Here is a 25,863-nt window from a genome sequence, read left to right as displayed (position 1 = left end):
CGCGACGTTCGGGTTTGCCGGGGCCGGTGGGCCGGTATGGAGGAGTCAGACCCGTCAGCCGGGAACCACTGCGCGGTGGCGACCGTTCGACAGACAGTCACGAGTGGGGTGGGCGCGTGTTCACAGAACCGGGCAGTGCGGTCATCGAAGCCGAATCCGGGGCCGAGACCGGGACCGAAGCCGTCGTCGTATCGCTCCCGGCCCAGGCCGGTCCCGCCGAGGCCCCCGACCGGGCCCTCGACACCCGCACGCTGTCCCGCGCGCTGTTCCGCCGCCTGGCCGGCCTGGAGACCGGCAGCACGGAGCACACCTACGTCCGGGACACCCTGATCGAGCTCAACCTGCCGCTGGTCCGGTACGCGTCCGCGCGCTTCCGCAGCCGCAACGAGCCGATGGAGGACATCGTCCAGGTCGGCACCATCGGCCTGATCAAGGCCATCGACCGCTTCGACCCCGACCGCGGCGTCGAGTTCCCCACCTTCGCCATGCCCACCGTGGTCGGCGAGATCAAGCGCTTCTTCCGCGACACCAGCTGGTCCGTCCGCGTCCCGCGCCGCCTCCAGGAGCTCCGCCTCGCCCTCACCAAGGCCGGCGACGAGCTCTCCCAGCGCCTCGACCGCTCCCCCACCGTCCCCGAACTCGCCGTCTACCTCGGCGTCTCCGAGGACGACGTGGTGGAGGGCCTCGCCGTCGGCAACGCCTACACCGCCAGCTCCCTCGACTCCAGCCCCGCCGAGGACGACGGCGGCGACGGCCCGCTCGCCGACCGCCTCGGCTACGAGGACCTCGCCCTCGAAGGCGTCGAGTACCGCGAGTCCCTCAAGCCGCTGCTCGCCAAGCTCCCGCCTCGCGAGCGCCGGATCATCATGCTGCGCTTCTTCGGCAACCTGACCCAGTCCCAGATCGGCGAGGAGATCGGCATCTCCCAGATGCACGTCTCCCGCCTCCTCACCAAGACCCTGGCCCACCTCCGCGAGGGCCTCACCGCCGAGTAGGGCCCGTGGGGCACCGGGCGCTACACCGTGCAGGACCGCCGGATCCGCTCCAGCTCCTGCTCGGTGAGCCCCAGCCCGTCCTGCCAGAAGTGCTCGAAGCCCGACCAGCCGCGGGCGACCTCCTCGAAGGCCGCGTCCAGGTAGGACTCCTCCGCGCGGGCCAGCGGCCGCAGCAGCGGGTCGACGGCGGCGATCAGCGCCGCCGACCGCTCGTTGGTGAGCAGGTAGTCCGCGCGGACGTCCGCCCGGTCGACGCCGAGGGCGGTGAGCAGCAGCGCGGCCGTCCAGCCGGTGCGGTCCTTGCCGGCGGTGCAGTGGAACAGCACCGGCGCGCCGTCCGCCCCGGCGACCAGCCGCAGCACGGCGGCGAAGCGGGAGCGGGCCGCCTCGTCGGTGACGAACCAGCGGTACATCGAGGTCATCATCGCCTCGCCCCGCCCGCCCCCGAGGACGGCGCGCATCGCCGCCGGGTCGCCGCTGCCCAGCGCCCGCCGCAGCTCCACGTACAGGTCGAAGTCGGCGGAGAACACCGGCAGGTGGTGCAGGTCGGGCCCGAGCCCGCCCTCGGCCGCGACGCTGAGCGCCTCGGCGGCGTCCGCCGGCAGCACGGCCTCGGGCAGGCCGGGGACGCGGTCGGCGCCCAGGTGGCGGACCTCGTCGAGGCTGCGCAGGTCCACGACGTGGCGCAGCCCGATCGCGCCGAGCAGCGCCAGGTCGTCCGCGCCGAGCCGGCTGAGCGCCTCGGTGCGCAGCAGCACGCCGCCGCGCACGGTGCGGCCGTCCGCGGTGCGGTAGCCGCCGAGGTCACGGGCGTTGACGGCGGCGGCCAGGCCGAGGCTCCTGGCGATCTCGGCGGACGGCGCGGTCACGGGTTCCTCCTGCGCTGGTGCGGTGGGACCCGGTCAGTCTAGGCACGCCGGTCCGCGGGACCGCCCGGAGTGCCTCCGGCCGGTCCCGTGCGGACGGGCCCGGGTGCTACTTGACGGCCAGCCAGATCACGCCGACGACGACCGCCAGGGCCACGATGGCCCCGACCACGATCATCGGGGTGCGGTTCGACGAGGAACTGCTGCTGCCGTAGGTGGTGACGGTGCCCGGGGCCTGCGCGGCCGGGGCCTCGTCGACGAACGCCCGGAACATCTGGGTGGAGCCGGCGGGGTCGTAGTCGTTGTCAGCCATGGAACGGGACTCTAGCCGCCCCGGACGGCCCGCCGACACCCAGGACCCCGCCCCCGGACCGGGTCTGCACGGACCCCTCACCCCGGCCCGCCGGGGCACGGCCGGACGGCCCGGCGGAATCAAGCCGGACCCGAACGGGTTGCCACCGGTCATGACCAACAGTGACGCCCCCCGGGTGACCCTCGGCCCCTCCGACCTCGCCGTCTCGCCGCTGGCGCTCGGCGGCAACGTCTTCGGCTGGACGGCCGACGCCGAGCGGTCCTTCGCCGTCCTCGACGCGTACGACGCCGCCGGCGGCAACTTCCTCGACACCGCGGACGTGTACTCGGCCTGGGCGCCGGGCAACTCCGGCGGCGAGTCCGAGACCGTCATCGGCGACTGGCTGCGCAGCCGGGGCAACCGCGAGCGGATCGTCGTCGCCACCAAGGTCGGCATGCTCGCCGGGCTGGACAACCTGCGCCCGGAGACCATCCGGCGGGGCGCCGAGGACTCGCTGCGCCGGCTCGGCGTGGAGCGGATCGACCTGTTCTACACCCACCGGGACGACCCGGACGTCCCGGTCGAGGAGATCGTCACCGCGCTGGACGGGCTGGTCCGCGCGGGCAAGGTGCGCGAGGTCGCCGCGTCCAACATCGGCCCGGAGCGGCTGGCCGCCTCGCTGGAGTTCGCCGAGCGCGAGGGCCTGGCGAAGTACGTGGCGGTGCAGCCGCACTACAACCTGGTCTCCCGCGCCACCTACGAGGGCCCGCTGGCCGGGGTGGTCGCCGCGCACGGCCTGTCCGCCGTCCCGTACTACGCGCTCGCCTCCGGCTTCCTGACCGGCAAGTACCGCCCGGGCACCGCCGTCGACTCGGCCCGGGCCCAGGGCGCCGGCGCCCACCTGGACGACCCGCGCGGCCTGCGGGTGCTCGCCGCGCTGGACGAGGTGGCCGCCGCGCACGGCACCGAGCCCGCCACCGTTGCGCTGGCCTGGCTGGCCGCCCGGCCCACCGTCGCGGCGCCGCTGGCCAGCGCCCGCACCCCCGAGCAGCTGCCCCCGCTGCTGGCCGCCGCCGCGCTCCGGCTGACCGAGGCCGAGCTGAAGCTGCTCACCGCCGCCTCCGACTGACCCGCCGCGCGCGGAACGGCGCCCCTCCCACCACGCTGTGGGAGGGGCGCCGTCGTCGGGTCCGGCCGCCGCCGGGGTCAGGGGCGGCCGAAGAAGTCCGGGTAGTACCCGCTGTTGAGGCGGGAGACCCGGACGTCCTTGCCGGGACGCGGGGCCTCCACGTACGTCCCGTCGCCGAGGTAGATGGCCACGTGGTGGATGCCCGAGACCCGGCCGTTGCCGGACCAGAACACCAGGTCGCCGCGCTGCAGCTGCCCGGAGCCGATCGGGGTGGCGGCCCGGTACTGGTCGTCGGCGACCCGCGGGGTGGCCACCCCGGCCCGGCGGAACGCCTGCTGGACCAGGCCCGAGCAGTCGAACCCGTCCGGCCCGTTGCCGCCCCACACGTACGGCTTGCCGACCTGCGCAAGCGCGTACGACACCGCCGCCTCTACCCCGGCCGGGGCGGACTGGCCGGACTGGGTGGCCTGGCCGGGCTGCCGGGCGCCGCCTCGGTCGCCGGTCCGGTCGACGTAGACGTCGTGGTGGCTGGTGTAGCGCCACTCGCCGGCCGCGTTCCTGAACCAGTAGACCTTGCCGTCCCAGCCCTGCCGGATCCCGCCGGAGGACTGCGCGGGGGCGGGCTCGGCCGGCCGGGACTGCGGCTTCGCGGCGCTCCCGCCGCCGGTGCGGTCGAGGTAGACGTCGTACCACTTGGTGTAGCGCCACTCGCCGGCCGCGTTCTTGAACCAGTAGACCCTGCCGTCCCAGCCGGGACCGGACGGCGCGGGCAGCGCCTGCGCGGTGGTCGCGCCGAGGCCGAGGCCGACCGCCCCGGCACCCGCCAGCACCGTGGTGGCCAGGCAGGTCGAGCGAACGGCGCGGTGTATTCGGCCCGTCCGCTCGGCCGCGGCGGACCCGCCGGTGCGGGCCGCCGGCCGGGCGCACGCGGCGCACCGGCAGGCTGACGCACCGTCGGATTCGGCGAAGCCCAGCAGGGGGGCGCCGGAGAAGTCCGGGAGGTCGGCGGGGTCGGTGGATATCGAGGCGAGCGCGGTCGTCACGCGGGTTTCCCTTCCTTGCGGTTCGGGCGGGCGGCCGGGGCGGGCACCGGAGCGGTGACCCCGGCCGGGGCGACGAACGCGACCAGCAGCTGCTCCATCAGGGCGCTGCGCGCGCTGTCGTCCAACTCGTGGGCGGTGGCGCGCTCCAGGCGCCGCACCGCGAGGGCCGCGGCCTCCACCGCGTCGTCCACCAGGACGGTCCGCAGCCCGGCGTCCAGGTCGGCGAGCCGGCGGCGGCGCATCGACTCGGCGACCTCCGGCGCGTAGTCCAGGGCCAGCGGCTGCACCGAGTACACCTCGACGCCGGCCGGGGCGGTCTCGGCGGCCAGCGCCCGGGTCAGCTCGTCGGCGAACCACTGGCCGTCGCGCAGCGCGGGACCCGGCGCGGAGTTCGAGTCGCACGGCAGGAGGGAGGCGGTTCGGGTGAGGACGGCCTGCACCTGCTCGCGCAGATACGTTTCGTGATCGGCGATGCCCAGCGTCACCCGCGCGGTGTCCTTGACCCGCCACACGATCAGCAGCCGCACCACCAGCGGCGTCCCCGCCCGGTCGGTGACGTGCACCGGCTCGCTGCGCCAGTGCCGCAGCCGGACGTCCACCCGGCGGCGGCGCAGCAGCGGGTTCACCCAGAGCAGGCCGGTGCGGCGCACGGTGCCGCGGTAGCGGCCCCAGCGGGTCAGCACCCGGGTCTCGCCGCCCGGGTTGGAGAGCAGGCCGCCGAGCGCGGCCAGCATCGCCAGCCCGATCGCGCTCACCGCGGCGAGCGTCCCGTCGCCGACCTCGGCCTCCCCGGAGGCCCGCGCGGCCGGGCCGCGCAGGTCGGGCACCCCCGACAGCTCCGGGAGCGCCCCGGCCCGGGCCAGCACCAGCAGCACCCCGGCCGTCCCGGCCAGCAGCACCAGCAGCGGCAGCCAGCCCGGCAGCGTAAACGCCCGCCCCTCGCGCAGCGACTGGTCCGCGCGCGGCGGCCGGCGGTGCGTCGCGGCCTCCGCCACCGTCGGGTGCGCCGCCGACCGCTGCGCGGTGGCCGCGCTGAGCCGGCGCAACCCGCCGGAGGCGGCGGGTACGGCGGCGGGCGGCTCGACGGCCACCGGCTCGGGGATGGCGCGGGGCGCGGGCGGGAGCGCGGACGGCTCGTCCGCACCGACCACGGGCAGCGGCTGGGTGGCCGGGCCCCGGTCGAGGGCGTCCTCGGCGGACGGGGAGACCGTGATCAGCGGCTTGGTCACCGCCTTGGCGACCGCCTTGGTGAGTTGGGTCGCACCGACCGGGGGCTCGGGTGCGGCGGGGGGCCAGGAGTGGGGTCGCGGCGAAGGGTCGCGGGTGACGTCCATGCACGTGTCCTAGGGGTCAGAGTGTCGCGCACCGGGCGGCCCGGATCTGACGGGCAGTGCCAGACTCAGGCTAGGTTGATAAGTACTCAAATGCGACATTTACCAAGCGGTGTGTCGGTTTGTCGGATATGCGGGAGCGAGTCGGCCCGCCCGCCCTGAACTGCGGGAACGAGCGGGCCGAACGGAGACGGGAACCGGACCGAACGGGCCGTCAGCGGCGCCGGGTACCACTCCCCCGGCCGAACACCCGCCGGGTCAGCAGCCCCACGGCCGCCGCGATCAGCAGCGCCCCGCAGGCCAGCCCGCGCCACCCGGTGGCCGCGGCCCGGTGCGCCGCCGCCACCGCGTCCGGCGGCGGGGCGACCACCACCCGCGACGGCGACACCGCCCCGCTCGGAGCGTCCGCCGCCTCGGCGCCGTCCTCCAGCTCCGGCTCCGGCTCCGACTCCGACCCGGGCTCCGCGACGGCGGGGGTGGCGGTCGGCGACGAGGACGGCGCCTGAGCGGGCGACGGCGCGGCGGACAGGACCGTCGCGGCGGGCGAGGCCTTCCGAGTCGCGCTCGGCACCACCGCGGACGGCGTGCCGATCGGAGGCGGCGGCGTCTTCGAGGCCGTCGGCCGCACCGTCGCGGACTCGACCGGCCGGTCCGACACCCCGGGAGGCGCGGGCACCGGAGCGACCCGACCGTCCATCGGCTCGACCACCGGCGGCACCGCCGGACTCTCTGGAGCGGACGGCTGCTCCACCACCGGCACCACGACCGGCAGCACGTCCGGCGGCACCGGCACCGGCACCGTCAGCACGGGCCCGGCCGCCTCGTCCGACGGAGAGGACGACGGGAACGCGGACGGGGAGGTGGAGGCAGACGCACTCGGCGAGGCGGAGGCCGACAGCGCGGGGCTCCCCGGCTCGTCCGCCACCGGCACCACGATCGGCAGCACGTCCGGCGGCACCGGCACCGGCGGCACGGGCCCGACCGTCACGTCCGACGGAGAGGGCGATGGGGACGCGGACGCGCTCGACGAGGCGGAGACCGACGGCGACGCGCTCGCGGACGGGGACGGGGACGCGGACCCGGACGGCGTGGGCGACGGGGCGGCAGTCGGACCGTCCGGTTCGTCCGTCGGCGGCACCACGATCGGCAGCACCGGCACCGTCACGTCCGGCACCGCCGAGGCCGACGGGGACGGCGACGCGCTCGACGGCGCGTCCGACACCACCGCGGTCGGCGAGGCCGATGCACTCGGGCTCGGGCTCGCACTCGGGCTCACGCTCGGGCTCGCGCTCGGAACGACGCTCACGCTCGGGCTCGGGCTCGCGCTGCCGGCTCCGCCCGTCGTCGCGGCGACGCGGATCTGCACCGGGTCGCCCGGGGTGCCGTTGCCCGCCGGGTCGGTCGCGGTGGGGAGGAGGGTGAGGTCGCCGGGGGCGAGGTCGCGGGCGGGGGTGCAGGACCAGGTGCCGTCGGGGGTGGTGACGGCGCTGCAGACGGTGGTGCGTTCGTCGCCGTGGCCGGTGGTGGCGGTGACGGTGACGGTGGTGCCGGGTTCGGCGCGGCCGGTGAGCTTGGGGCGGGCGGTGTGCAGGAGGTCGCCGCTGCCGGGGGAGGTGAGGCGGGGGCGGTCGGGGGCGGCGGTGTCGACGGTGAGGGTGGCCGCCTTGCCGTCGGAGCGGTTGCCGGCGCCGTCGACGGCGTGCGGGGTGAGCTGGTGGGGGCCGTCGGCGAGGTTCTCGACCGGGAGGCAGGACCAGGTGCCGTCGGCGGCGACCGCGGTGGAGCAGAGTTCGCCGCCGCCCCGGCCGTCGGCGTCCGCGGTGACGGTGACGGTGGAGCCGGGTTCGCCGAGGCCGGTGAGCAGCAGGCCGGGGTCGTTGGTGTAGGCGGGCAGGGTGAGGACGGGAGCGGTGGGCGGGGTGGTGCGGACGGTCAGCCGGAACTCGTCGCCGTGCAGCACCATGCCGCTGCGGGTGGTCTCGACCGGGGCGAGGGCGTGGGTGCCCTCGGCGAGCGGGCGGTCGGGGCGGCAGCTCCACGAGCCGTCGGTGCCGGCCTTGGCGGTGCACAGGGTGGTGCCGTTCTCCTGGACGGCGATGCTCGCCCCGGCGACCGCGCCGTCGCCGCGGAACTCGGGGCGGGGGTCCCGGGTGGTGGCGCCGGGGAGCGGGAGGGCGACCTGGGGCTTGGCGGCGCCGATCGCGATGCCGACCTTCTGGTCGACGACCTGGCCGGAGTCGGCGAAGCCGCCGGGGGCGACCAGTTGGGCGCCGTTGCGGGCCAGCCGCAGCCGGACCCAGGTGTCGCCGCCGGTGGCCCCGGCCGGGACCTGCCACTCCAGGGCGGTGCGGTCCGCCCCGGCGGGGACGTCGGTCTGCACCCGCTCCAGCGGGTCGAAGCGGCCGTTGTGGTCGAAGTCGATCCAGCCGGCCAGGACGGCGGGGGCGCCGCCCGCGTCGACCGGCACGTCCAGGTGGTAGTAGCGGCCGACGGCGGTCTCGGTGGGGAAGGCCAGCGTCGGGTCGGCGCCCTGGTACTCGGCGCGGCCGGGTTGCAGTAGCGGCGGGGGCGGGCTGGCCCAGGGGCTGCGGCGGCCCTGCCCGCCGTCGAGCTCCACGCTGGGGGCGACCGGGCCCGCGTCGGGCGGCGGCGCGGGCGGGTCGGCCGGCGGGCCGGGCAGCAGCGGCTCCTCGACGGCCTGGGCGAGGCCGGGCCGGGAGCGGGTCGCGGTGGTGGCGGCGTCCTGGCCGAGGAACAGGTCGGAGACCAGGTGCGAGACGTTCCCGTAGGCCTGCGGCGCGCTGCCGAGGCCCTCGTCGAGGGTGACGGTGTACGCCTGGCGGAGCGGGGCGGGCGGGGTGGCGGAGCCGCCCTGGGCGGTGGAGCGCTGCTCGACCCGCAGCGACACGGTGGAGACGGTGCCGGCCAGTTCGAGGGTGCCGGTGCCGTCGGCCGAGCCGTCCGGACCGGCGTCGGGGGCGGGGGCGAGTTCGCCGGCGCCGACCGTCCAGCCGCGCCAGGCGGTGCGGCCGACCAGGGCGGGGGCGGCGGGGGTGCCGCCGGTGACGGTCAGCCGGGTGCTGGTGCCGGTGCTGCCGTCCTTCGAGGTGGCCGTCGCGCTCAGGCCGCTGACGTGCAGCCGGGGGTTGCGGACGGAGCGGGAGAAGGAGAGCTGGAGGGTGCCGAGGGTGTGCCAGGAGCCGTCGGCGCGCGGGCGGCGCTCGGCGGCCAGGAAGGTCTCGGCCGGGTCGCCGGGGCGGATGCCGTCGGTGTAGGGGCTGCCGCCGGGACGGTCGGCGAGCTTCCCGGGGGCGGTGTCGACGCTCACCCCGGGGACGGCCGCGTAGTCGAACTGGACCGCGAGGCCGGAGGGCAGCACGGCGCGCCGCTCGGCGGACCAGGCGTCCGGGGTCTGCTGGGCGGCCGTCGGCGGGGCGCCGAGGCCGGCCAGCAGGCCGGCCGCGAGCAGGGCGGCGGTGCGCCGTCCGATTCCGGAACGCGGCCGGTCACGGTCGGCCGGGCGGGCGTCGGGGGCCGGGGCCCGGTGGGGGAACTGTCGGCACATCCGGCACTCCTCTCGGTGTCGTCGTCCGCCGCGATCGCGGTCCGATCGCCGTGCATCCGAATGCTCATGACGATCCGACAAAAGGGAATCACGATCTGGTTTCGGTCATACCGCGACACCTGGTCATTTCCACCTACACCACCCGATTGGTGGCCACTCGGTCAGCAGCATCGGGATACCCGTCCGACTCACCGTCAACTCCCGCGAACAGGCATCAATCGGGCGCTACCGCCCAGTTGTTGACTTCCTGTCAATCTGCCCTGTTCGAATTGATGGGTTTATCAGTAGAGTCGGCGGGCGTGACGATCGATCCCACACTCATCAAGAGCAGCTTCGCCGCCGTCGAGCCCCACGGCAGCGAGGTCACCGCCTACTTCTACACGCACCTGTTCGAGCACAACCCGGACGTGCGCAAGCTCTTCGCCGAGCACATGAACGAGCAGCAGGACCGCCTCTGGGCCGCCCTCGGCACCCTGGTCAACAAGCTCGACGACACCGACACCGTGGTCAACGTGCTCCAGGGCCTGGGCCGCCGGCACGCCGGCTACGGCGCCCTCCCCGAGCACTTCCCGGCCGTCGGGGCCAGCCTGCTCGCCTCCCTCGCGCACTTCGCCGGCGACGCCTGGACACCGGAGATCGAGGCGTCCTGGACGGCGCTCTACGGCGTGATCACCGAGGTCATGAGCGCGGCGCTGACCGAAGAAGCCGCGGGCTGAGAGCCCCCCGGTGCCCTTCGACCCCGCGGTCATCCGCGCCAGCTTCGCCGTCGTCGAGCGCCGCGCCGATCAGCTGACCAAGTTCTTCTACGCCCACCTGTTCACCAACAACCCCGGTGTCGAAGAGCTCTTCCCGGCCAGGCTCGCCGAACAGCGCGACCGCCTCTTCGCCGCGCTCACCCAACTCGTGACGCGGCTGGAGGAACCCGAGAAGCTCACCGGCTACCTGGCGGCACTCGGGCGCGACCACCGGAAGTTCCAGGCCGCGCCCGAGCACTACCCCGCCGTCGGCGCCAGCCTGATCGCCGCGCTCAAGCACTTCTCCGGCCACTCCTGGACGCCGGAGATCGAGAAGGCCTGGATCGAGGCCTTCACCGTCATCTCGCAGGCCATGATCGACGCGGCCGCCGCCGTCCCCGACTCCGTCCCGCGCTGGTGGAACGCCGAGGTCGTCGACCGCCGCCGCGCCACCCCCGACCTCGCGGTGCTCACCCTGCGGCCCGACCGGCCGTACCCCTACACCGCGGGCCAGTACCTGACCGCCTGCTCCGACCGCCGCCCCCAGGTCTGGCGGCCCTACTCCGTCGCGTGCGCCCCCCGCGCCGACAACACCCTGGAACTGCACGTCCGCCGGGTCCCCGACGGGCTGCTGTCCACCGCGCTGGTCAACGACGTCCGGCTCGGCGAAACCGTCCGGCTCGGCCCGCCGCTCGGCGAGGCCGTGCTCGCCCCCGACTCCGACCGTCCGCTGCTGATGGTCGCCGCCGGCACCGGCTGGGCCCCGGTCAAGGCCCTGCTGGAACAACTCGCCCAGGACGGCGGACGGCCCGCCACGGTCTTCGTCGCCGCCCGCGGGGACGAGGACCTGTACGACCTGGAGGCCGTGCACGCCATGGTCAGGGAACACGCCTGGCTGCACGCCGTGCTCGCCGCACCCGAACGCGGCGCCTCCCGCGCCGAGGGCGTCCGGCTGCTGCGCGAGGGCCTGCACGAGTACGGGGACTGCTCCGGCCACGACATCCACCTGTCCGGGCCACCCGACCTCGTCCCCGGCATCGGCGCCCAACTCCTGGCCCAGGGAGCCGAATCCGCGCACATCCGGCACGACCCGGCCACGCCCACCTTCAACCGCAGCCGCCCGCTCACCCCCGCGGAGTGGTTCCTCGAAGAACGCGACGTGCCCTGGATCAACCGGACCGAACTCGGCTGACGCCGGTCCTGCCGCCCCCCGACCACCACAACGGGGGGCGGCAGGACCGGCGACGCCCGCCGGAGCGAGCGGACCCGGAACGGGCGGCAGGTGACAGGCGGTCAGCAGATGCCCGGCCGGGCCGCCGACACCGCCGCAGGTATGGGCGGGGGCATCGCCAGGTCCCATCTGATGCATCAGCCAGCCGAAGAGTGGGCCGAGCGTCACTCTGCGTAGCAAAGCGGAGGCCGAAACGGGCCGGGGAACGGCGAAGGCCCCGAGTGGGTACCCGGGGCCTTCGGCTGGTGCGCTCAGCAGGATTCGAACCTGCAACCTCTTGATCCGTAGTCAAGTGCTCTATCCGTTGAGCTATGAGCGCTCGGACGGCCCCTTGCGGAACCGCGAGCGGAGATGTGGTGCGCTCAGCAGGATTCGAACCTGCAACCTCTTGATCCGTAGTCAAGTGCTCTATCCGTTGAGCTATGAGCGCTCGCCCCGGCGGACTGGCCTCCTGGGCGGTGCGGGGACAACATTACATGACCGTCGACCTGGGGCGAAATCGATTGCCACCGGCCCCGCCGGGCCCGTCCCCACCCCGTCCCCGTACCGGCGCGAGCCGGCTCCGACCGGAAACGCAGGAGCCCCGCCGGTCAGTGACCGACGGGGCTCCCGGTGAGCGGAGGCGGAGGGATTTGAACCCTCGATGGGCGGTAAAACCCAAACCGCATTAGCAGTGCGGCGCCATAGACCGGACTAGGCGACGCCTCCAACACCCGGACCGCTACCGGCACTCCGGCGCGTTCCGTGCGACTGCGATGATGCCACAGCCGACGGCCCCGGCACCAACCACCACAACGATACTGGCCGGGTCGACCACGGCGCAAAGAAGAATGAGATACTTCCGTCTCCGAGGAGAGCCAGAGCCGCCCGTGGCAGCGGCGGCCCGAAGCCGTGAGGAGACCTGTCGACGTGAGCAGCAGGCCGACCCGAGGCGCTGCTCGCCTCGCCGCGATACTCGATGCACTGCCCGACCCGCTGCTGCTGGTGAACAGCAACGGCACCGTGGTCGACGTCAACAAGGCCGCCGTGGAGAGCCTGCAGGCACCCGGCACCTCGCTGGTCGGAATGGGCGTGCTGGACCTGCTGCCGGAGTTCGACCCCAGTCGGATCCCGGGTTCCATGCGGCCCCCCGCGAGCGAGACCGAGAGCCTTGACCGACCGGTCCGGATGACCGCCCGCCGCACCGACGGCACCGCCTTCACCGTCGAGGTGTCCGGCAACGACTTCACCGACGAGGGCGGCGGGGAGGCCCACGGCTTCCTGTCCTTCGCGACCAGCGACCAGGACCTGCTCCTGCTCCTGGTCCGCGACATGTCGGCGCGGCTCGGGGTGGAGTCCGAACTGCGGCGCCAGCACAAGCAGACCGAGATGATCCTGCGGGCCGCCGCCGAGGGCGTCCTCGGCGTGGACCTGGAAGGGCGCGTGGTGCTGGTCAACCCGGCCGCCGCGCACATCCTGGACTTCCGGGCCAGCGAGCTCGGCGGCCGCGAGCTGCACCCGCTGATCCAGCACTCGCAGCCCGACGGCAGCCCGCTGGCCGCCGAGAGCTCCGCGCTGGTGGACACCCTGCACTCCGGCCGCAAGCACCGGATCCGCAACACCGTGCTGTGGCGCAAGGACGGCCGGCCCGTCACCGTCGACCTGACCACCGCCCCCGTCCGGGACGGCGAACAGCTGGTCGGCGCCGTGATGACCTTCACCGACCGCACCCGCGAGCTCGCCCTCGCCGCCCGCAACGAGCACCTCACCGCCGTCCTGGAGTCCGAGCTCGGCGGCGCCCTCACCGCGCTGCACGGCCGGATCGACGCGCTCGCCGCCGACCCCGCCGGGCAGCTCTGGCCCGAGGCCAACTGGACGCTGCGCCGGCTCGCCGACGAGTGCCGCCGGTTCGGGAAGCTGATCGACGGCGTGCTGGAGCACCAGCGCTTCGAGGCCGACGCCGACCGCGGCAAGGCCGCGCTGGAGCGCGAGCGGATCGGCCTGGACGAGGTCGTGCAGCTCGCCGTCGACCGCGCCGGGGAACTGGTCGGGCCCGGCCGGGTCCGCTACTCGGTGCACGCCGGCGCCGTGAAGGTGCTCGCCGACCGCGAGCGCCTCGCCCGGGCCCTCGCCCACCTGGTCGCCGACGTCAGCGGGGTCACGCCCGTCCCCGAGCCCGCCCGGGCCGAGGGCGAGCCGGCCCCCGCCGGGGTGCCGTTCGCCGGGCCCGCGCCGGCCGGCGAGCAGCCGCCCATGGTGGTGCTGGCCGCCGCCCGGCGCGGCGACGTCGCCCGGGTGGAGGTGCGCGGCCCCGCCCGCACCTCCAGCGCCGTGCACCTGCCGATCGCCCGGGCCGCCGTGCTGCGGCACGGCGGCGTGCTGCAGCGGCACGACCTGCCCGACGGGGCCGGCGCCACCTACGTGGTGGAACTGCCGCTCGACCCCGACGGCGACGCGGCCGGCGGGCCGGACAAGCAGCAGCACGTCCCCAAGGACTCCGACACCGCGATGATCCCGGACCTGCCGGGCCAGGACGTCCCGCCCGAGCTGCGGCCCGCCGCGGCCGAGCCCGCGGCGGGGGCGCGGGCGGCCGAGGCGCGCGCCGACGACACCCAGGGCTCCGGCCGGCGCCGGGCCCGGGCCGCCGGGGACCGGGACGCCGCGCAGGACGGGCAGGCCCCGCGCGGGCCGATCGCGCTCGGCGCCGGACCGGCCGCCGACGACACCTCCGGCACCGGCCTCGCCCTCGGCGAGGGCGCCGACGGCACCGAGGGCGCGGGCCGCTCCGGCCGCCGGGCCCGCCGGTCCGCCGCCGGTCCGGCCGCCGGGGACAGCTCGGGGGCGCTGCACATCCCCGGCGTGCCCGACCCCGGGACGCCGGTCTACCCCGGCCTGGAGAACGCGCTGGCGACCTCGACGCCGGAGCCGGTCACCCCGACCGCCCAGCCCACCGGGCGCCGGCGGCGGCTCGCGCTGCCCGCCGACGCCACCGAGAGCGCGGAGGAGGTCACGGCGGTCCTGCCGCCCGTCCCCGCCGCCGCCCCCGGGGCGACGCCCGTCGCGCCCGAGCCGCCGGCCGCCCCGCCGCAGCCCGCCGAGCCGCCCGCGGCGCCGTCCGGCGGCGCGCTGGAGGTCGCCCGCCCGGCCGTGCCCGCGCTGCCCCCGGCGGACGCGCCCGCCGAGGACGAGCGGCCCCGGCCGGTCGGCAGCGGGCTGGGCGAGCTGCTGCCGCCGCGCCCGCTGGGCGGCTTCCAGACCGCCTTCCCCGGCGCGTTCCCCGCTCCCCCGGCCCCCGGCCAGCCGCCCGCGCACGCGAACGCGCTGCCCGCCGCCGGGAGCACCCCCGCCGCCGTCGACCCCGCGCTGCTGAACGGGCAGCGCCTGGGCGGCACCGGCGAGGGCACCGCCGCCGGTTCGGCCCTGGCGCTGTCCGGCGCCCCGGCCGCCGGGAACGGCCAGGTCGAGGGGCGCACCCCGCCCCGGCCGATGGCCGAGCTCGCCCCCGCCAAGGACCACCCGCAGGACGGCCCGCGCCCGCTGCTGGTGTGGCCCGAGCCCGACCCGTCCACCCGGGGCGCGCTGGAGGCCCGCGGCTTCGACCCGGTCGTGGTCGCCTCCCGCGAGGAGGTGGACGCGCAGGTGGGGCGGACCCCCGCCGCGCTGTTCGTCGACCCGCTGACCGGTCCGATCACCCGCACCGCGCTGCAGTCGCTGCGCACCGCGGCGCTGGCCGGGCGGATCCCGGTGCTGCTGGCCGCCGGTCTCGGCCAGGCCACCCGGGACGCCGCGTACGGCGCCGACCCGGCGGTGCTGCTGCGGGCGCTCGCGCCCCGGGACGGCGAGAACCACGCCGCCCGGGTGCTGCTGGTCGAGTCCGACCCGGAGGTCGCGGCCGCGCTGGTGGCCAGCCTGGAGCGGCGCGGCATGCACGTCGAGCACGCCTCCGACGAGAACGAGGCGGTGGCCCGGGCCAGCAGCATCCAGCCGAACCTGGTGGTGCTGGACCTGCAGCGGATCGAGCGGCAGCACCTCGGGCTGCTCGACTGGCTGCGCGCCAACGACCGGCTGCACCGCACCCCGCTGGTCGTCTACACCTCGGCCGACCTGGACCCGCAGGCCCGGGCCGGGCTGCGCACCGGCGAGAACGTGCTCTTCCTGGCCGAGCGCTCCACCACCGAGGACGTGCAGGGTCGGATCGTCGAACTGCTCGCCCGGGTCGGCGCGTTGGGCCAGGCCGTGACGGCCGGCAGCGGCGCTTCGTTCTGACGCGGCGTCAACTTCCGCGCACGGGTGGCCCGGCCAGTGGGAGGCGGGCCACCAGCCTTGCACCGCAAGGGCGTTCGGCGCCCTCGGAGTCCCCGGCGACGGACAGGGTGCCGCCGTGGTGTTCGGCGAGGTCCCGGGCGATGGCCAACCCCAGTCCGGCGCCGCCGAGTTCGCGGCTGCGGGCGTCGTCGAGCCGGGTGAACCGCTCGAACACCCGCTCCCGGTCCGGCTCCGGGATGCCCGGCCCGTCGTCGCGCACCTCCAGCACCGCCTCGTCCCCCTCCGCGGTCAGCCGGACCTCGACCCGGCCCTCCGCGTAGCGCTGGGCGTTGTCGACCAGGTTGGTGAGCAGCCGGGTCAGCCAGGTGCGGTTGCCCGACACCCTTACGCCGTCGGCGAGTTCGGCCGTGACCGGGACCCGGTCGGCGGCCCGGGCGTCCAGCACGTCGGCCACCAGCACGTCCAGGTCGAGGAGCCGGGTGGCGACCGGGTCGGCGGCGTCCAGCCGGGCGAGCAGCAGCAGGTCGGCGGCGAGGTCCTGCAGGCGGACGGTGTCCTGCAGGGCGCCGGCGAGCAGTTCGGGCCAGAGGTCGGGGTCGGGGTGGGCCAGCGCGACCTCCAGCTGGGTGCGCAACACGGCGATGGGGCTGCGCAGTTCGTGCGAGGCGTCGGCGATGAAGCGGCGCTGGCGCTGCCCGGCGTCCTCCAGCCGGTCCAGGGTGGAGTTGACCGTGACCGCCAGCCGGGAGACCTCGTCGCCGGTGGGCGGCACCGGCACCCGGCGGTGCAGGTCGTGGCCGGTGATCTCGGCGACCTCCGAGCGGATCGCCTCCACCGGGCCCAGCGCCCGGCCGGTGACCCGCCAGGTCACCAGCGCCACCAGCGCCACCAGCAGCGGCAGTCCGACCGCGAGTGCGGCGGCGGCGGTCTGCCCGGCGGTGTCCACCTGTCCGAGCGAGGCCGACGCGTAGATGGTGACCTTCCCGTCCCGGCCGGTGACGGTCGCCGACACCACCCGCTGCCGGTCCCGGTCGGCCGGCTGAACCTCCTCCGGGCCGGCCTCCGGGCGCGGGGGCCGCAGCCCGTACGGGGCCCGCGCGCCGGGCGCGTCGGGTCCGTCGGGGTCCGGCGGGAGGGGGACCGGCGGGACGGGGTGGGGCGCCACGTCGATGGTCGCCGAGATCAGCCGCCCCTCCGCGTCGAAGACCTGGATCGAGCTGCCGCCGGGCCACGCGATGACCGGCGGCAGGTGCTCGCGCGCCGCCAGCGCGGCCACCTTGTCGACCTGCCGGGTGGCGTTCTCCCGGACGTCCCGGGTCAGGTTGGCCTGCAGCACGCCGAGCAGCGCCAGCGCCGTCCCGCCCAGCGCGAGCGCCACCACGGCGGTGGCGGCGAACGTCGCCCGGGCCCGCACCGAGCGCGGGCGCAGCCGGCCCAGCCCGCGGCCCAGCCGACGGCGCAGCGCGCCGAGGCGCGACGGGCCGACCGCCGTGCGGTCAGCCACCGTCCACCGCCAGCCGGTAGCCGGCGCCGCGCACCGTGCCGACCGCGGTGCGGCCGAACGGGGTGTCGATCTTCCGGCGCAGGGCGCTGACGTGCACCTCGACGATGTTGGGGTCGCCGTCGAACGCGGAGTCCCAGACGCTCTCCAGGATCTCCCGCTTGGACACCACCCCGCCGGCGGCCCGGGCCAGGCACTCCAGCACCGCGAACTCCCGGGTGGTCAGCCGCACGTCGACGCCCGCCCGGGTGCACGTCCGGCGGGCCGGGTCGATCGCCAGGTCGCCGAACTCCAGGGTCTGCGGCAGTCGGCGCCCGGTGCGACGGACCAGGGCGCGCAGCCGGGCCACCAGCACCACGTACGAGAACGGCTTGGAGAGGAAGTCGTCGGCGCCGGTGTCCAGGGCCTCGGCCTCGTCGAGTTCGCCGTCCTTCGCGGTCAGCATCAGGATCGGGGTGTCGTCACCGGCCGCGCGCAGCCGGGAGCAGACCCGGTAGCCGTTCAGCCGGGGCAGCATGATGTCGAGCACGATCACGTCGTAGTCGTGCTCGGTGGCCAGCCACAGCCCCTCCTCGCCGTCGTGGGCCAGGTCGACGGCGAAGCCCTCGGCCCGCAGCCCGCGCTGCAGCGTGGCGGCGAGCCGCCGTTCGTCCTCCACCACCAGTACGCGCATGGGGGACAGCGTCGCAGGCGCCCGGCGGGACGGACACGGCGGCTTCAGCCTGGCTTCAGGCGGGCGGCGGCATGCTGGGCGCCCGGCCGGGTCGCCCGGCCGTTTCCCACGAGGGGGTCGTACGCACATGTCCGAACCGCAGTCGCAGCCGTCGGGGTCGTCGGGGTCGTCGGGTTCCGGGCCGGTCGAGCCGGTCGAGCTGACCAAGCCGGCCGCACCGGAGACGGGGGCCGGGACCGGTCCGGGGCCGGGACCGGGGCCGTCGGTCGAGGAGCCGTCGGTCGAGGAGGCGTCGGCCGCGCGGGCGTCGCGGCGGGCGCTGCGGCTGCCGGCCCGGCGCGGGCTCCGCTGGGTGCTCGGTGCCGCCGTGGTGGTGGTGCTGGGTGCGGTGGCCGTCGGTACCGGGGTCGCGCTGGAGCGCCACCACGAGCGCGGGGTGACCGTGTTCGACCGGCACTTCGCCGGAGGGAGGGGGCCGGTGCTCGTCCCCGGCGCCCCGGACGTCCCCGAGCTGCCGGGCGGGCTCGGGAAGCCGGTGTTCCGCGGCGAGGACGGTTCGGTCCGGGTCCTGCCCGGCGGCAAGGTCCCGCTGCCCGGGGTCCCGGGCTTCGAGGGCGGCGTCGCCGCCGGGCGGCCGGCCCCCGCCGCGCTGCCCGCCGTCCCCGCCGACCAGGCGCTGGCCAAGGCCGCCGCGGCCGTCCCGAACGGAAGGGTCGCCGCCCTCGCGGTGGTCCCCCGCGAGGGCGGCGGCAGCTCCTGGTCGGTGGAGGTGCTGGGCGCGGACGGCGTCCGCCACCTGGTGACCGTGGACGGCACCGACGGGTCGGTCACCGGCAACAGCGTCACCGGCGGGCGCTGAGCCGGTCCGCACCGGGGTCAGTGGTAGGCGTGCACCACCGCGTGGCCCCGGCCGCGGCCGATCAGCCAGCGGTTGACCGGGACGGTCACCAGGAAGGCCAGCACCAGCGAACCGGCCAGCGACACCCAGAACAGGAGCTGGCCGAGCCCCGCGTCCATCGCCCCCGGGACGGCCACCATGACGCCGTTGTCGATCAGCTCCATGACGATGATCGACACGGTGTCGGCGGCCAGTGCGACCTTCAGCGCGTCCTGGAACGACAGGCCGGCCTTCAGCACGCCGCGCATGGTCAGCGCGTAGCCGAAGACGAAGGCGAGCGCGACCGACAGCGCCACGGTCGCGCCGTTGTGCAGGCCGAGGCCGACGCCGATCACCTGACCCAGCACCTCGCCGATGGCGCAGCCGGTCAGGCAGTGCAGCGTGGCCTGCGCGGCGGTGCGCCAACTGGTGCCGCCGCCGTGGGCGTGCGCGTGACCGGCGTGCTGCGCGTGTGCGTGCTCGTGCTCGTGCTGTCCGTGGTGGTGCGCGTGGTCGGCGTGCTGCGCGTGCGCGTGCTGCGCGTGGTGGTGCTCGTGCTCCTGTCCGTGCCCGGTGTGCGCGCTGTGTTCCATGACGGCCCTCCTCGTCCGACCCGGCGGGGTCCCCCGGCCCCGAGGAACGTTATACCCCCCTGGGGTATTCCGAACCGGTTTTCCGGATCTTCGCGAGGAGGGCCGCCCGGCAGCCCGCGGGTCAGCCCCGCTCGGCCGTCCCGGCGCCGTCCGCCTTGCCGAGCACCGTCACGTCCAGGCGGTCGGCCGCGTAGTCCGCGCGGATCACCTTCTTGTCGAACTTGCCGACCGAGGTCTTCGGCACCGACTCGATCACCGACCAGCGCTCCGGCAGCTGCCAGGAGGCGACCCGTCCGGCCAGGAAGGCCCGCAGTTCGGGGAGGCCGGCCGTGGCGCCGGGGCGCAGCACGACGGTGGCCAGCGGGCGCTCGCCCCACTTCTCGTCCGGGACGGCCACCACGGCGGCCTCGGCGACCTCGGGGTGCGCCATCAGGTGGTTCTCCAGCGCGACCGAGCTGATCCACTCGCCGCCGGACTTGATCACGTCCTTGGCGCGGTCGGTGAGCGTCAGGTAGCCGTCGGCGGTGATGGTGCCGACGTCACCGGTGCGCAGCCACCCGTCCGGGCTGAACTTGTCCTCGGGGGCCTCGGCCTCGTTGCCCGCGCCGCCGAAGTACGCCGAGGCGATCCACGGCCCGCGCACCTCCAGCTCGCCCTCGGCGACGCCGTCGTGCGGCACCGCCTCGCCGCCGGGGCCGATCAGCCGGGCCTGCACGGAGGCCGGGAAGACGCCCTGGGTGACCCGGTACGCCCACTCGTCCTCGCCGGTGACGCCGGCCGGCGGGTGCGCGACGGTGCCCAGCGGGGAGGTCTCGGTCATGCCCCAGGCGTGGACCACCCGGATGCCGTGCCGCTCCTCGAAGGCCTTCATCAGCGCGGGCGGGCAGGCCGAGCCGCCGATGACGACGGTCTCCAGGGTGGAGGTGTCGTAGTCGCCGGCGTCCAGCTCGTCCAGCAGGCCGGTCCAGATGGTCGGGACGGCGGCGCCGAAGGTCGGCTTGATCCGGTCGATCATCGCGGCGAGCGGCTTGGGCTGCAGGAAGCGGTCCGGCATCAGCAGGCTCGCGCCGGTCATGAACGCCGCGTGCGGGATGCCCCAGGCGTTGACGTGGAACATCGGGACGACCGGCAGCACGGTGTCGCGGGCGGTCAGGCCGAAGCTGGAGGCGGCGATGATCTGCATCGAGTGCAGGTAGATCGAGCGGTGGCTGTAGACCACGCCCTTGGGGTCGCCGGTGGTGCCGGAGGTGTAGCAGAGCGCGGCGGCCTGCTTCTCGTCGATGTCGGTCTGCCACGGGTAGTCGGTCGGCCGGCCCGCGAGCAGTTCCTCGTAGTCGTGCACCGTCCCGCCGAACCCGGCCAGCAGCGCCGGGTCGTACGCCCCGGCCACCACGACGTGCTCGACGGTGCCGGCCAGCTGCGGCAGCACGGCGGCCAGCAGCGGCAGCACCGAGCCGTTGACGAGGACCACCCGGTCCGCGGCGTGCTTGACGATGTAGACCAGCTGGTGGGCGGGCAGCCGCAGGTTCAGGGTGTGCAGCACCGCGCCCATCGACGGTATCGCCAGGTACGCCTCCTGGTGCTCGGTGTTGTTCCACATCAACGTCGCCACGACACTCCCGTCCGTCACGCCGAGTTCGTCCCGGAGTGCGTGGGCGAGCTGCGCGGCGCGGGCGCCGATCTCGGCGAAGGTCCGCACCACCGGGCCGTCCTCGGTCCAGGTGGTGACGGTCGACCGGCCGTGGACGGTGGACCCGTGCTGCAGAATTCGGGCGACGGTGAGCGGAACGTCCTGCATCGTGCTGTACACGCGGGTCCTCCTTGACCGGCCGGCACGTTGCTACCCGCAGGTAGCAAGCGATTCATCCGATTGTTTCCCCGCGGCACCCCCGCTGTCAGCAGTCGCAACCGAGATGAGACCGACCCCTCGCCCGCAGGTCGCGGGGCGTGTCCACCCGGGTCCGGGGCGTGGCGTGGCCCGGGTGCGCGCTCGTACGGCGACGCGGTCGCGCCGGTTCCGAACGGGGGCGGGGCCGCCCGTCCGCCCGTTCTCCTCGTCGCGTTCCTCCCCGCTCAGCGGGCGACCGGACCGTCCAGCTGGTCGCGGTCGATGGTCAGCGCGGCGCCGCCGTAGGCCTCCTGGGCGTTGCCGTGGTGCTGGTGGATCCGGGCGTGGTCGGTCCACAGGTCGTCGCCGAGCCGGCCCGCGCCGTCGGTGGTGGTGGCCCGGTCGTCCCAGCGGGCGTACCAGACCGCGTCCGGCAGCGGCCCGCTGCCGGCCCGGGCGGCGGCGGCCAGGTCGGCCACCCCGGCGTCGGTCGAGGAGTAGAAGCCCGAGCGGAAACCGGCCTTGTGCAGCGCCTGGGTCCAGCCGACGGTGAAGTCCATCACCGCCTGGCTGCACGCCGAGTCGCCGCGCGGGTAGGCCTCGACGTCCAGGTAGACCGGGGTACCGGTGCGCAGGCCGAGGTTCTTCACCGCGCGCACCGCCTCGGCCGCCTCCTCCTTGCCCTGCTGCACCGCCTTCGCCGGGTCGATCCGCTGCGTCTTCGCGCTCCCCGCCATGCACGGCGCCTGCCGTCCGACGTGCGTCGGGATCAGCCGCCAGCCCATCGCCCGCGCCTCGCGCACCCAGGCGGCGGTCAGCCGGGGCTGGGCGCAGGCCCGCTGCCGGCCGCTGCTGTAGATCCCGACCGCGCCGTACGGGGAGGTACCCCACCAGGCGCGCAGGGTCTCCAGCGACGGCGCGGTGCAGGCGTCGAACCCGGCCCCCGTGAACACCTCGGCCGGCAGCGGGTCCCGGCGCGAACGCAGCGGGTCGGCCAGCCGCGTGCGGCGCAGCCGGACGGGCGGCGCCTCGGCGGCGACGGCCGTGCCGGCGGGCGTCGCGGCGAGCGCCCCGGTGAGCGTCGCGGCGGCCGTCAGCGGGGCCGCCTGGTGCGCCACGGCGGGCAGGTGCTGGGCGGCGAGCTCCGGGGCGAGCTGCTGCGGTCGCGGCCGGGCGTCGGCGGACGCCGCGACCGGAGCTTCGGCCCGGGCCTCGGCTCGGGCGGGGGTGGCCGACTGGCCGGGCGCCAGCATGCCGACGGCGTTCTGGTCGGTGGCGAGCAGCAGGACGAGTGACGCGGCCGTCAGGGCCGCCGGGCCGAGGTAGCGCACCCTCCAGAACTACTGAGGCGCCGCCGGGACGGTCGGCAGGACACGCCGCCGGTGCCGCCGGGTCACCCGGGCGGCCCCGTGACGCAGCCCACCGGTAACCGGCTTTGACCATTTGCAGCCCTTACGCCAGACTCGATCACATGTCAGGCGCGTCCCTCACCGTTGAAAGCACAAGCGAAGCCCGGAGCATCACCTCCGTTTCCAAGGTCACCACCGGCTCTGATCGAGCCCGCCAAGCCGGGCGGGACGTCCGGCGGCGGCTGGGCCGGGTACCCGCGCCGGTGCTGTGCCTGGTGTCGATGCTGGCGGTGCAGCTCGGCGTGGCGGCGTCCAAGCCGCTGTTCGGCGTGCTGGGGGTGGCGGGCGCGACCTTCCTGCGGATCTCCTTCGCCGCCGTCGTGCTGCTCGCCTTCACCCGGCCCCGGCTGCGCGGCCGCAGCCCGCGCGACCTGGCGATGGCCGGGCTGCTCGGCGTCGCCTCGGCCGGGATGACCCTGCTGTTCGCGGGCGCCGTCGACCGGCTGCCGATGGGCACCGCCGCCACCATCGAGTTCCTCGGCCCGCTGGCCGTCGCCCTGGTCTTCGCCCGCCGCGCCGGACACGTGCTGTGGGCCCTGCTCGCCGCCGGCGGGGTCGCCCTGCTCACCCTGCTGGGCGGCGGCGAGGGCGGCTCCGGCGGCCTCGACCCGGTCGGCCTGGCCTACGCGTTCGGCGCGGCCGCCTGCTACGCCGGCTACATCCTGTTCACCCACAAGGTCGGCGCGGCCTTCAAGGGCTTCGAGGGCCTGGCGGTCTCGTTCACCATCGGCACCGTCGTCCTCGCCCCGTTCGGCGCCGCCGAGGCGGTGCGCGGCCTGGCCGGTTCCGACTCCCCCGGCCTGCTACTGCTCGCCGTCGCGGGCGTCGCCCTGCTCTTCCCGGTGCTGCCGTACGCGCTGGAGATGACCGCGCTGCGCCGGATGTCGCAGCGGGTGTTCAGCGTGATCGTCAGCCTCGACCCGGCGGTCAGCGCCCTGGTCGGCCTGCTGGTGCTCGGCCAGGTGCTGGGTCTGCCGCAGCTGCTGGGCATCTGCTGCGTGGTCGCCGCGAGCGTCGGCGCGACGCTCACCGCACGCCGCTGAGCGGCCCGGATATCTGCTATCCGCCGGGGAACGCCTCGGGGGCGCGGCGTCCGCCGTGGCGGTGGCCGCGCCCCCGAGGGGTTCTTCCGATCGTCGTCCGTCCCTGTGCCCCGAGGCGGTTGACCCTTTCCACTCCCGGGTGTCCGCGGCGGTCCGTGCTCCCTCCGGTCCGGCGCCCCCGCCGTCCCGTCCGCACCTCCCGCCGGCAGGTCAGTACGAGTAGACCGGCGCGAAGACGAAGGTGAAGTTCCTGTTGGACTGGTCCGCGTAGACGATGCCCGCGTTGTCCTTCACCCCGAGGGTGTTGTTCTGGTTCGACGCCCCGGCGCCGGTCGCCGTCTGCTGGGTGGCGTTGTAGTTGCCGTCGACCGATCCGAAGATGTTGCCGCTGCCGAAGTTCGAGACCACGCCGCTGTTGGAGCCGTGGTCGGCAGCCGCACCGTTGTCGGCCGCCGCGGCACCCGCCCCGGCCAGCAGCAGGCCCGCCGCGAGCGGGACGGACGCGACCAGCGCGGCCAAGCGTGTGGTGCGGAAGCGCGCCATGGGATTTCCTCCGTTGGTTCTCACCGGTCATTGCCAGATGCAAAAGGTGTTCCGGAGTCCGTGGCCAGACGGTGCTCCGGGGGCTGCGACGCCGAGGAACAGACTTCCGCAACAAATCGACAAAGCACCAGCACCACTGAGCCTTTTCCCCCATTAGCGTGACGCGGCAGCAGTGGCGCATAATCCCGCGCGGATCGGTTCGTCGACAGACACACCGCCCGCCAGCTGGGATTTCCCCCGGAAGGCCGCAGTCGGAGCCCCACCCGGACGGGCGCACGGAGGCCGGTTCTCGGCGAGTCGCACGAGCCCCGGGGCGCACGAACGACCCGCCCGCGCCCTGGGGAGGTGGGACGACCGCGCGAAGTCGATATTTCGCCAAGCTCCGGATTCCTCCTACCATCCGGCTGCCGGCTGAGGGTGACCGGTTTCATCGCAGGCGAATTTCCCGACCATCATCTTGTGATGGTCGGGAAGTGTCCTCGCCTGTTCGAGGCGCCGGCGCCGGGACGCCGGAGGGGTCAGAACACCTTGCCCGGGTTGAGGATGCCCAGCGGGTCGAACGCCGCCTTGATCTGCCGCTGCAGCTCCAGCCCGACCGGGCCGAGCTCCCGGGCCAGCCACTCGCGCTTCAGCAGGCCGACGCCGTGCTCCCCGGTGACCGTCCCGCCGAGTTCCAGGCCGAGGGCCATGATCTCGTCGAAGGAGGTCCGGGCCCGGGCGGTCTGGTCCTCGTCCTTGGCGTCGAAGATCACCACCGGGTGGGTGTTGCCGTCGCCCGCGTGCGAGACCACGCCGATGGTGAGGCCGTGGCGGTCGGCGATGGCCGCGACGCCGTTCAGCATCGCCGCCAGGGCGCTGCGCGGGACGGCCACGTCGTCGATCATCGTGGTGCCCAGCCGCTCCAGGGCGGGCAGCGAGAGCCGCCGGGCCTGCAGCAGCAGCTCCGACTCCGCCCGGTCCTCCGCCGGGACCACGCCGGTCGCGCCGGCGGCCGTGCACAGGGACGCCACCTCGTCCAGCCGTTCGCGCTGGTCCGGGCCGTCGAAGGCGACCAGCAGCAGCGCCCGGGTCGACTCCGGCAGCCCCATCCGGGCCAGCTCGTTCACCGCGCGGACGGTGGTGGCGTCCATCAGCTCCATCAGCGAGGGCGTGTGCCCGGCCGCCATCACCTCGCACACCGCGGCCCCCGCGGCGTCCACCGAGTCGAACTCCGCGGCCAGCACCAGCTGCGGCCCCGGCGCGGGCCGCAGTGCCAGCACCGCTTCGACCACCACGCCCAGCGTGCCCTCCGAGCCGACCAGCAGCCGGGTCAGGTCGTAGCCGGCGACGCCCTTCGCGGTGCGCCGACCGGTCCGCAGCAGGCGGCCGTCCGCCAGCACCACGTCGAGACCGAGCACGTACTCGCCGGTCACGCCGTACTTCACGCAGCACAGGCCGCCGGCGCCGGTGCCGATGTTGCCGCCGATGGTGCAGGACTCCCAGCTGGACGGGTCCGGCGGGTAGGACAGCCCCACGGCCTCGGCGGCCCGGGAGAGTTCGGCGTTGACCACGCCCGGCTGGACCACCGCGATCCGGTCGACCGGGTCGACCCGCAGGATCCGGTTCATCCTGGTCAGCGACAGCAGGATGCAGCCGTCCACCGCGTTCGCCCCGCCCGAGAGCCCGGTCCGGGCGCCCTGCGGAACGACCGGGACCCGCAGCTCGGTCGCCGTCCGCAGCACGAACCGCACCTGCTCCACGTCCGTCGGGAACACCAGCACCGCCGGTTCGCCCGCCTCGCAGAACCCGGCCATGTCCCGCGCGTACGCCGCCGTCACGTCCGGGTCCACCGCGACCGCCCCGTCCGGCAGCCCCGCGCGCAGCCGTTCGACCAACTCACCCACGGCATCCTCCACTCGCCTCGTCCGCACTCTCCTCCCCCGCCCCACCCCCGGCAACCTCCCGCCGCGCGCTGTCCCGCTGTCG

At 75.4% G+C, this 25,863-nt stretch carries 19 protein-coding genes and 3 tRNA genes; 7 read left to right on the top strand and 15 right to left on the bottom strand.

Features of this window, described 5'->3' with window-relative positions; all coding sequences use genetic code 11:
- The first annotated feature begins 143 nt into the window (after positions 1-143).
- A complete protein-coding gene (locus ACZ3J7_RS09595) occupies positions 144-995 on the top strand; it encodes an RNA polymerase sigma factor SigF (protein WP_465618743.1) in 852 nt (283 codons plus the stop codon).
- A gap of 20 nt (positions 996-1,015) precedes the next feature.
- On the opposite strand, the gene ACZ3J7_RS09590 is transcribed toward ACZ3J7_RS09595, so the two are convergent.
- Positions 1,016-1,864 carry a tyrosine-protein phosphatase gene (locus ACZ3J7_RS09590; protein ID WP_465618552.1) on the bottom strand — a complete coding sequence of 283 codons (849 nt, stop codon included), beginning with the start codon at positions 1,862-1,864 and terminating at the stop codon, positions 1,016-1,018.
- Between the two features lie 106 nt (positions 1,865-1,970).
- The gene (locus ACZ3J7_RS09585; RefSeq protein ID WP_465618550.1) at positions 1,971-2,174 is read right to left on the bottom strand and encodes a hypothetical protein; all 204 of its coding nucleotides are present in this window, start codon (positions 2,172-2,174) and stop codon (positions 1,971-1,973) included.
- Positions 2,175-2,325: 151 nt separating this feature from the next.
- Here ACZ3J7_RS09585 and ACZ3J7_RS09580 point away from each other — a divergent pair, with 151 nt between their 5' ends.
- Complete coding sequence (locus ACZ3J7_RS09580) at positions 2,326-3,282, top strand: aldo/keto reductase (protein ID WP_465618548.1); 957 nt, start codon at positions 2,326-2,328, stop codon at positions 3,280-3,282.
- Between the two features lie 77 nt (positions 3,283-3,359).
- Here ACZ3J7_RS09580 and ACZ3J7_RS09575 read toward each other — a convergent pair whose 3' ends face one another.
- The 3 genes from ACZ3J7_RS09575 to ACZ3J7_RS09565 all read right to left on the bottom strand — a co-directional run bounded on the left by ACZ3J7_RS09575 (position 3,360) and on the right by ACZ3J7_RS09565 (position 9,221).
- Positions 3,360-4,325 carry a C40 family peptidase gene (locus ACZ3J7_RS09575; protein ID WP_465618546.1) on the bottom strand — a complete coding sequence of 322 codons (966 nt, stop codon included), beginning with the start codon at positions 4,323-4,325 and terminating at the stop codon, positions 3,360-3,362.
- Positions 4,322-5,659, bottom strand: a complete 1,338-nt coding sequence (locus ACZ3J7_RS09570; protein ID WP_465618544.1) for an SPFH domain-containing protein — start codon at positions 5,657-5,659, stop codon at positions 4,322-4,324. The genes ACZ3J7_RS09575 and ACZ3J7_RS09570 overlap by 4 nt, the downstream gene beginning before the upstream one ends.
- A 211-nt stretch (positions 5,660-5,870) precedes the next feature.
- The gene (locus tag ACZ3J7_RS09565; RefSeq protein ID WP_465618543.1) at positions 5,871-9,221 is read right to left on the bottom strand and encodes an Ig-like domain-containing protein; all 3,351 of its coding nucleotides are present in this window, start codon (positions 9,219-9,221) and stop codon (positions 5,871-5,873) included.
- 299 nt (positions 9,222-9,520) lie between these two features.
- Here ACZ3J7_RS09565 and ACZ3J7_RS09560 point away from each other — a divergent pair, with 299 nt between their 5' ends.
- The gene (locus tag ACZ3J7_RS09560; protein WP_465618541.1) at positions 9,521-9,937 is read left to right on the top strand and encodes a globin domain-containing protein; all 417 of its coding nucleotides are present in this window, start codon (positions 9,521-9,523) and stop codon (positions 9,935-9,937) included.
- Positions 9,938-9,947: 10 nt separating this feature from the next.
- Positions 9,948-11,147 (top strand): globin domain-containing protein, encoded by a 1,200-nt coding sequence (locus ACZ3J7_RS09555; protein WP_465618539.1) that lies wholly within the window; start codon positions 9,948-9,950, stop codon positions 11,145-11,147.
- 282 nt (positions 11,148-11,429) lie between these two features.
- Here the strand turns inward: ACZ3J7_RS09555 and ACZ3J7_RS09550 are convergent.
- The 3 genes from ACZ3J7_RS09550 to ACZ3J7_RS09540 form a co-directional block, all read right to left on the bottom strand.
- Positions 11,430-11,505 (bottom strand) — tRNA-Arg (locus tag ACZ3J7_RS09550).
- Positions 11,506-11,540: 35 nt separating this feature from the next.
- Positions 11,541-11,616, bottom strand: a tRNA-Arg gene (locus tag ACZ3J7_RS09545).
- 187 nt (positions 11,617-11,803) lie between these two features.
- Positions 11,804-11,894, bottom strand: a tRNA-Ser gene (locus ACZ3J7_RS09540).
- A 201-nt stretch (positions 11,895-12,095) separates the two neighbouring features.
- Here ACZ3J7_RS09540 and ACZ3J7_RS09535 point away from each other — a divergent pair.
- On the top strand, positions 12,096-15,431 hold the full coding sequence (locus ACZ3J7_RS09535; protein WP_465618537.1) for a PAS domain-containing protein: 3,336 nt from the start codon (positions 12,096-12,098) through the stop codon (positions 15,429-15,431).
- 7 nt (positions 15,432-15,438) lie between these two features.
- Here the strand turns inward: ACZ3J7_RS09535 and ACZ3J7_RS09530 are convergent, their stop codons facing one another.
- Positions 15,439-16,935, bottom strand: coding sequence for a HAMP domain-containing sensor histidine kinase (locus ACZ3J7_RS09530; protein WP_465618535.1), 1,497 nt, complete (start codon positions 16,933-16,935; stop codon positions 15,439-15,441).
- Positions 16,928-17,605, bottom strand: coding sequence for a response regulator transcription factor (locus ACZ3J7_RS09525; protein WP_465618533.1), 678 nt, complete (start codon positions 17,603-17,605; stop codon positions 16,928-16,930). The genes ACZ3J7_RS09530 and ACZ3J7_RS09525 overlap by 8 nt, the downstream gene beginning before the upstream one ends.
- A gap of 127 nt (positions 17,606-17,732) precedes the next feature.
- Between ACZ3J7_RS09525 and ACZ3J7_RS09520 the strand changes: the two genes are divergently transcribed.
- On the top strand, positions 17,733-18,464 hold the full coding sequence (locus ACZ3J7_RS09520; RefSeq protein ID WP_465618531.1) for a PepSY domain-containing protein: 732 nt from the start codon (positions 17,733-17,735) through the stop codon (positions 18,462-18,464).
- A gap of 17 nt (positions 18,465-18,481) precedes the next feature.
- Here the strand turns inward: ACZ3J7_RS09520 and ACZ3J7_RS09515 are convergent, their stop codons facing one another.
- From ACZ3J7_RS09515 to ACZ3J7_RS09505, 3 genes are all read right to left on the bottom strand, one after another.
- Entirely contained in the window at positions 18,482-19,075 is a 594-nt protein-coding gene (locus tag ACZ3J7_RS09515; protein WP_465618529.1) for a DUF4396 domain-containing protein, read from the bottom strand.
- Between the two features lie 121 nt (positions 19,076-19,196).
- Positions 19,197-20,885 (bottom strand): long-chain fatty acid--CoA ligase, encoded by a 1,689-nt coding sequence (locus ACZ3J7_RS09510; protein WP_465618527.1) that lies wholly within the window; start codon positions 20,883-20,885, stop codon positions 19,197-19,199.
- A gap of 263 nt (positions 20,886-21,148) precedes the next feature.
- Positions 21,149-22,234 carry a DUF1906 domain-containing protein gene (locus ACZ3J7_RS09505; RefSeq protein WP_465618525.1) on the bottom strand — a complete coding sequence of 362 codons (1,086 nt, stop codon included), beginning with the start codon at positions 22,232-22,234 and terminating at the stop codon, positions 21,149-21,151.
- A gap of 140 nt (positions 22,235-22,374) precedes the next feature.
- Here ACZ3J7_RS09505 and ACZ3J7_RS09500 point away from each other — a divergent pair, with 140 nt between their 5' ends.
- Complete coding sequence (locus tag ACZ3J7_RS09500) at positions 22,375-23,355, top strand: EamA family transporter (protein ID WP_465618523.1); 981 nt, start codon at positions 22,375-22,377, stop codon at positions 23,353-23,355.
- A 210-nt stretch (positions 23,356-23,565) separates the two neighbouring features.
- Here ACZ3J7_RS09500 and ACZ3J7_RS09495 read toward each other — a convergent pair whose 3' ends face one another.
- Together ACZ3J7_RS09495 and ACZ3J7_RS09490 are read right to left on the bottom strand one after the other, a co-directional pair.
- Positions 23,566-23,898, bottom strand: coding sequence for a hypothetical protein (locus ACZ3J7_RS09495; RefSeq protein WP_465618521.1), 333 nt, complete (start codon positions 23,896-23,898; stop codon positions 23,566-23,568).
- Between the two features lie 518 nt (positions 23,899-24,416).
- Positions 24,417-25,781: an FAD-binding oxidoreductase gene (locus tag ACZ3J7_RS09490; RefSeq protein ID WP_465618519.1), complete on the bottom strand. Its 1,365-nt coding sequence runs from the start codon at positions 25,779-25,781 to the stop codon at positions 24,417-24,419.
- Between the last annotated feature and the right edge of the window lie 82 nt (positions 25,782-25,863).

The organism is Kitasatospora sp. NPDC015121, assembly GCF_055562955.1.
The sequence above is the reverse complement of the archived record's forward strand: the minus strand, read 5'-3'. Positions and strand labels throughout refer to the sequence as shown.

Bases quoted from the DNA above. Each gene is read 5' to 3' on its own strand.
- ACZ3J7_RS09570 (WP_465618544.1), bottom strand. From the start codon at position 5,659: ATGGACGTCACCCGCGACCCTTCGCCGCGACCCCACTCCTGGCCCCCC.
- ACZ3J7_RS09580 (WP_465618548.1), top strand. From the start codon at position 2,326: ATGACCAACAGTGACGCCCCCCGGGTGACCCTCGGCCCCTCCGACCTC.
- ACZ3J7_RS09520 (WP_465618531.1), top strand. From the start codon at position 17,733: ATGTCCGAACCGCAGTCGCAGCCGTCGGGGTCGTCGGGGTCGTCGGGT.
- ACZ3J7_RS09515 (WP_465618529.1), bottom strand. From the start codon at position 19,075: ATGGAACACAGCGCGCACACCGGGCACGGACAGGAGCACGAGCACCAC.
- ACZ3J7_RS09525 (WP_465618533.1), bottom strand. From the start codon at position 17,605: ATGCGCGTACTGGTGGTGGAGGACGAACGGCGGCTCGCCGCCACGCTG.
- ACZ3J7_RS09495 (WP_465618521.1), bottom strand. From the start codon at position 23,898: ATGGCGCGCTTCCGCACCACACGCTTGGCCGCGCTGGTCGCGTCCGTC.
- ACZ3J7_RS09500 (WP_465618523.1), top strand. From the start codon at position 22,375: ATGTCAGGCGCGTCCCTCACCGTTGAAAGCACAAGCGAAGCCCGGAGC.
- ACZ3J7_RS09565 (WP_465618543.1), bottom strand. From the start codon at position 9,221: ATGTGCCGACAGTTCCCCCACCGGGCCCCGGCCCCCGACGCCCGCCCG.
- ACZ3J7_RS09585 (WP_465618550.1), bottom strand. From the start codon at position 2,174: ATGGCTGACAACGACTACGACCCCGCCGGCTCCACCCAGATGTTCCGG.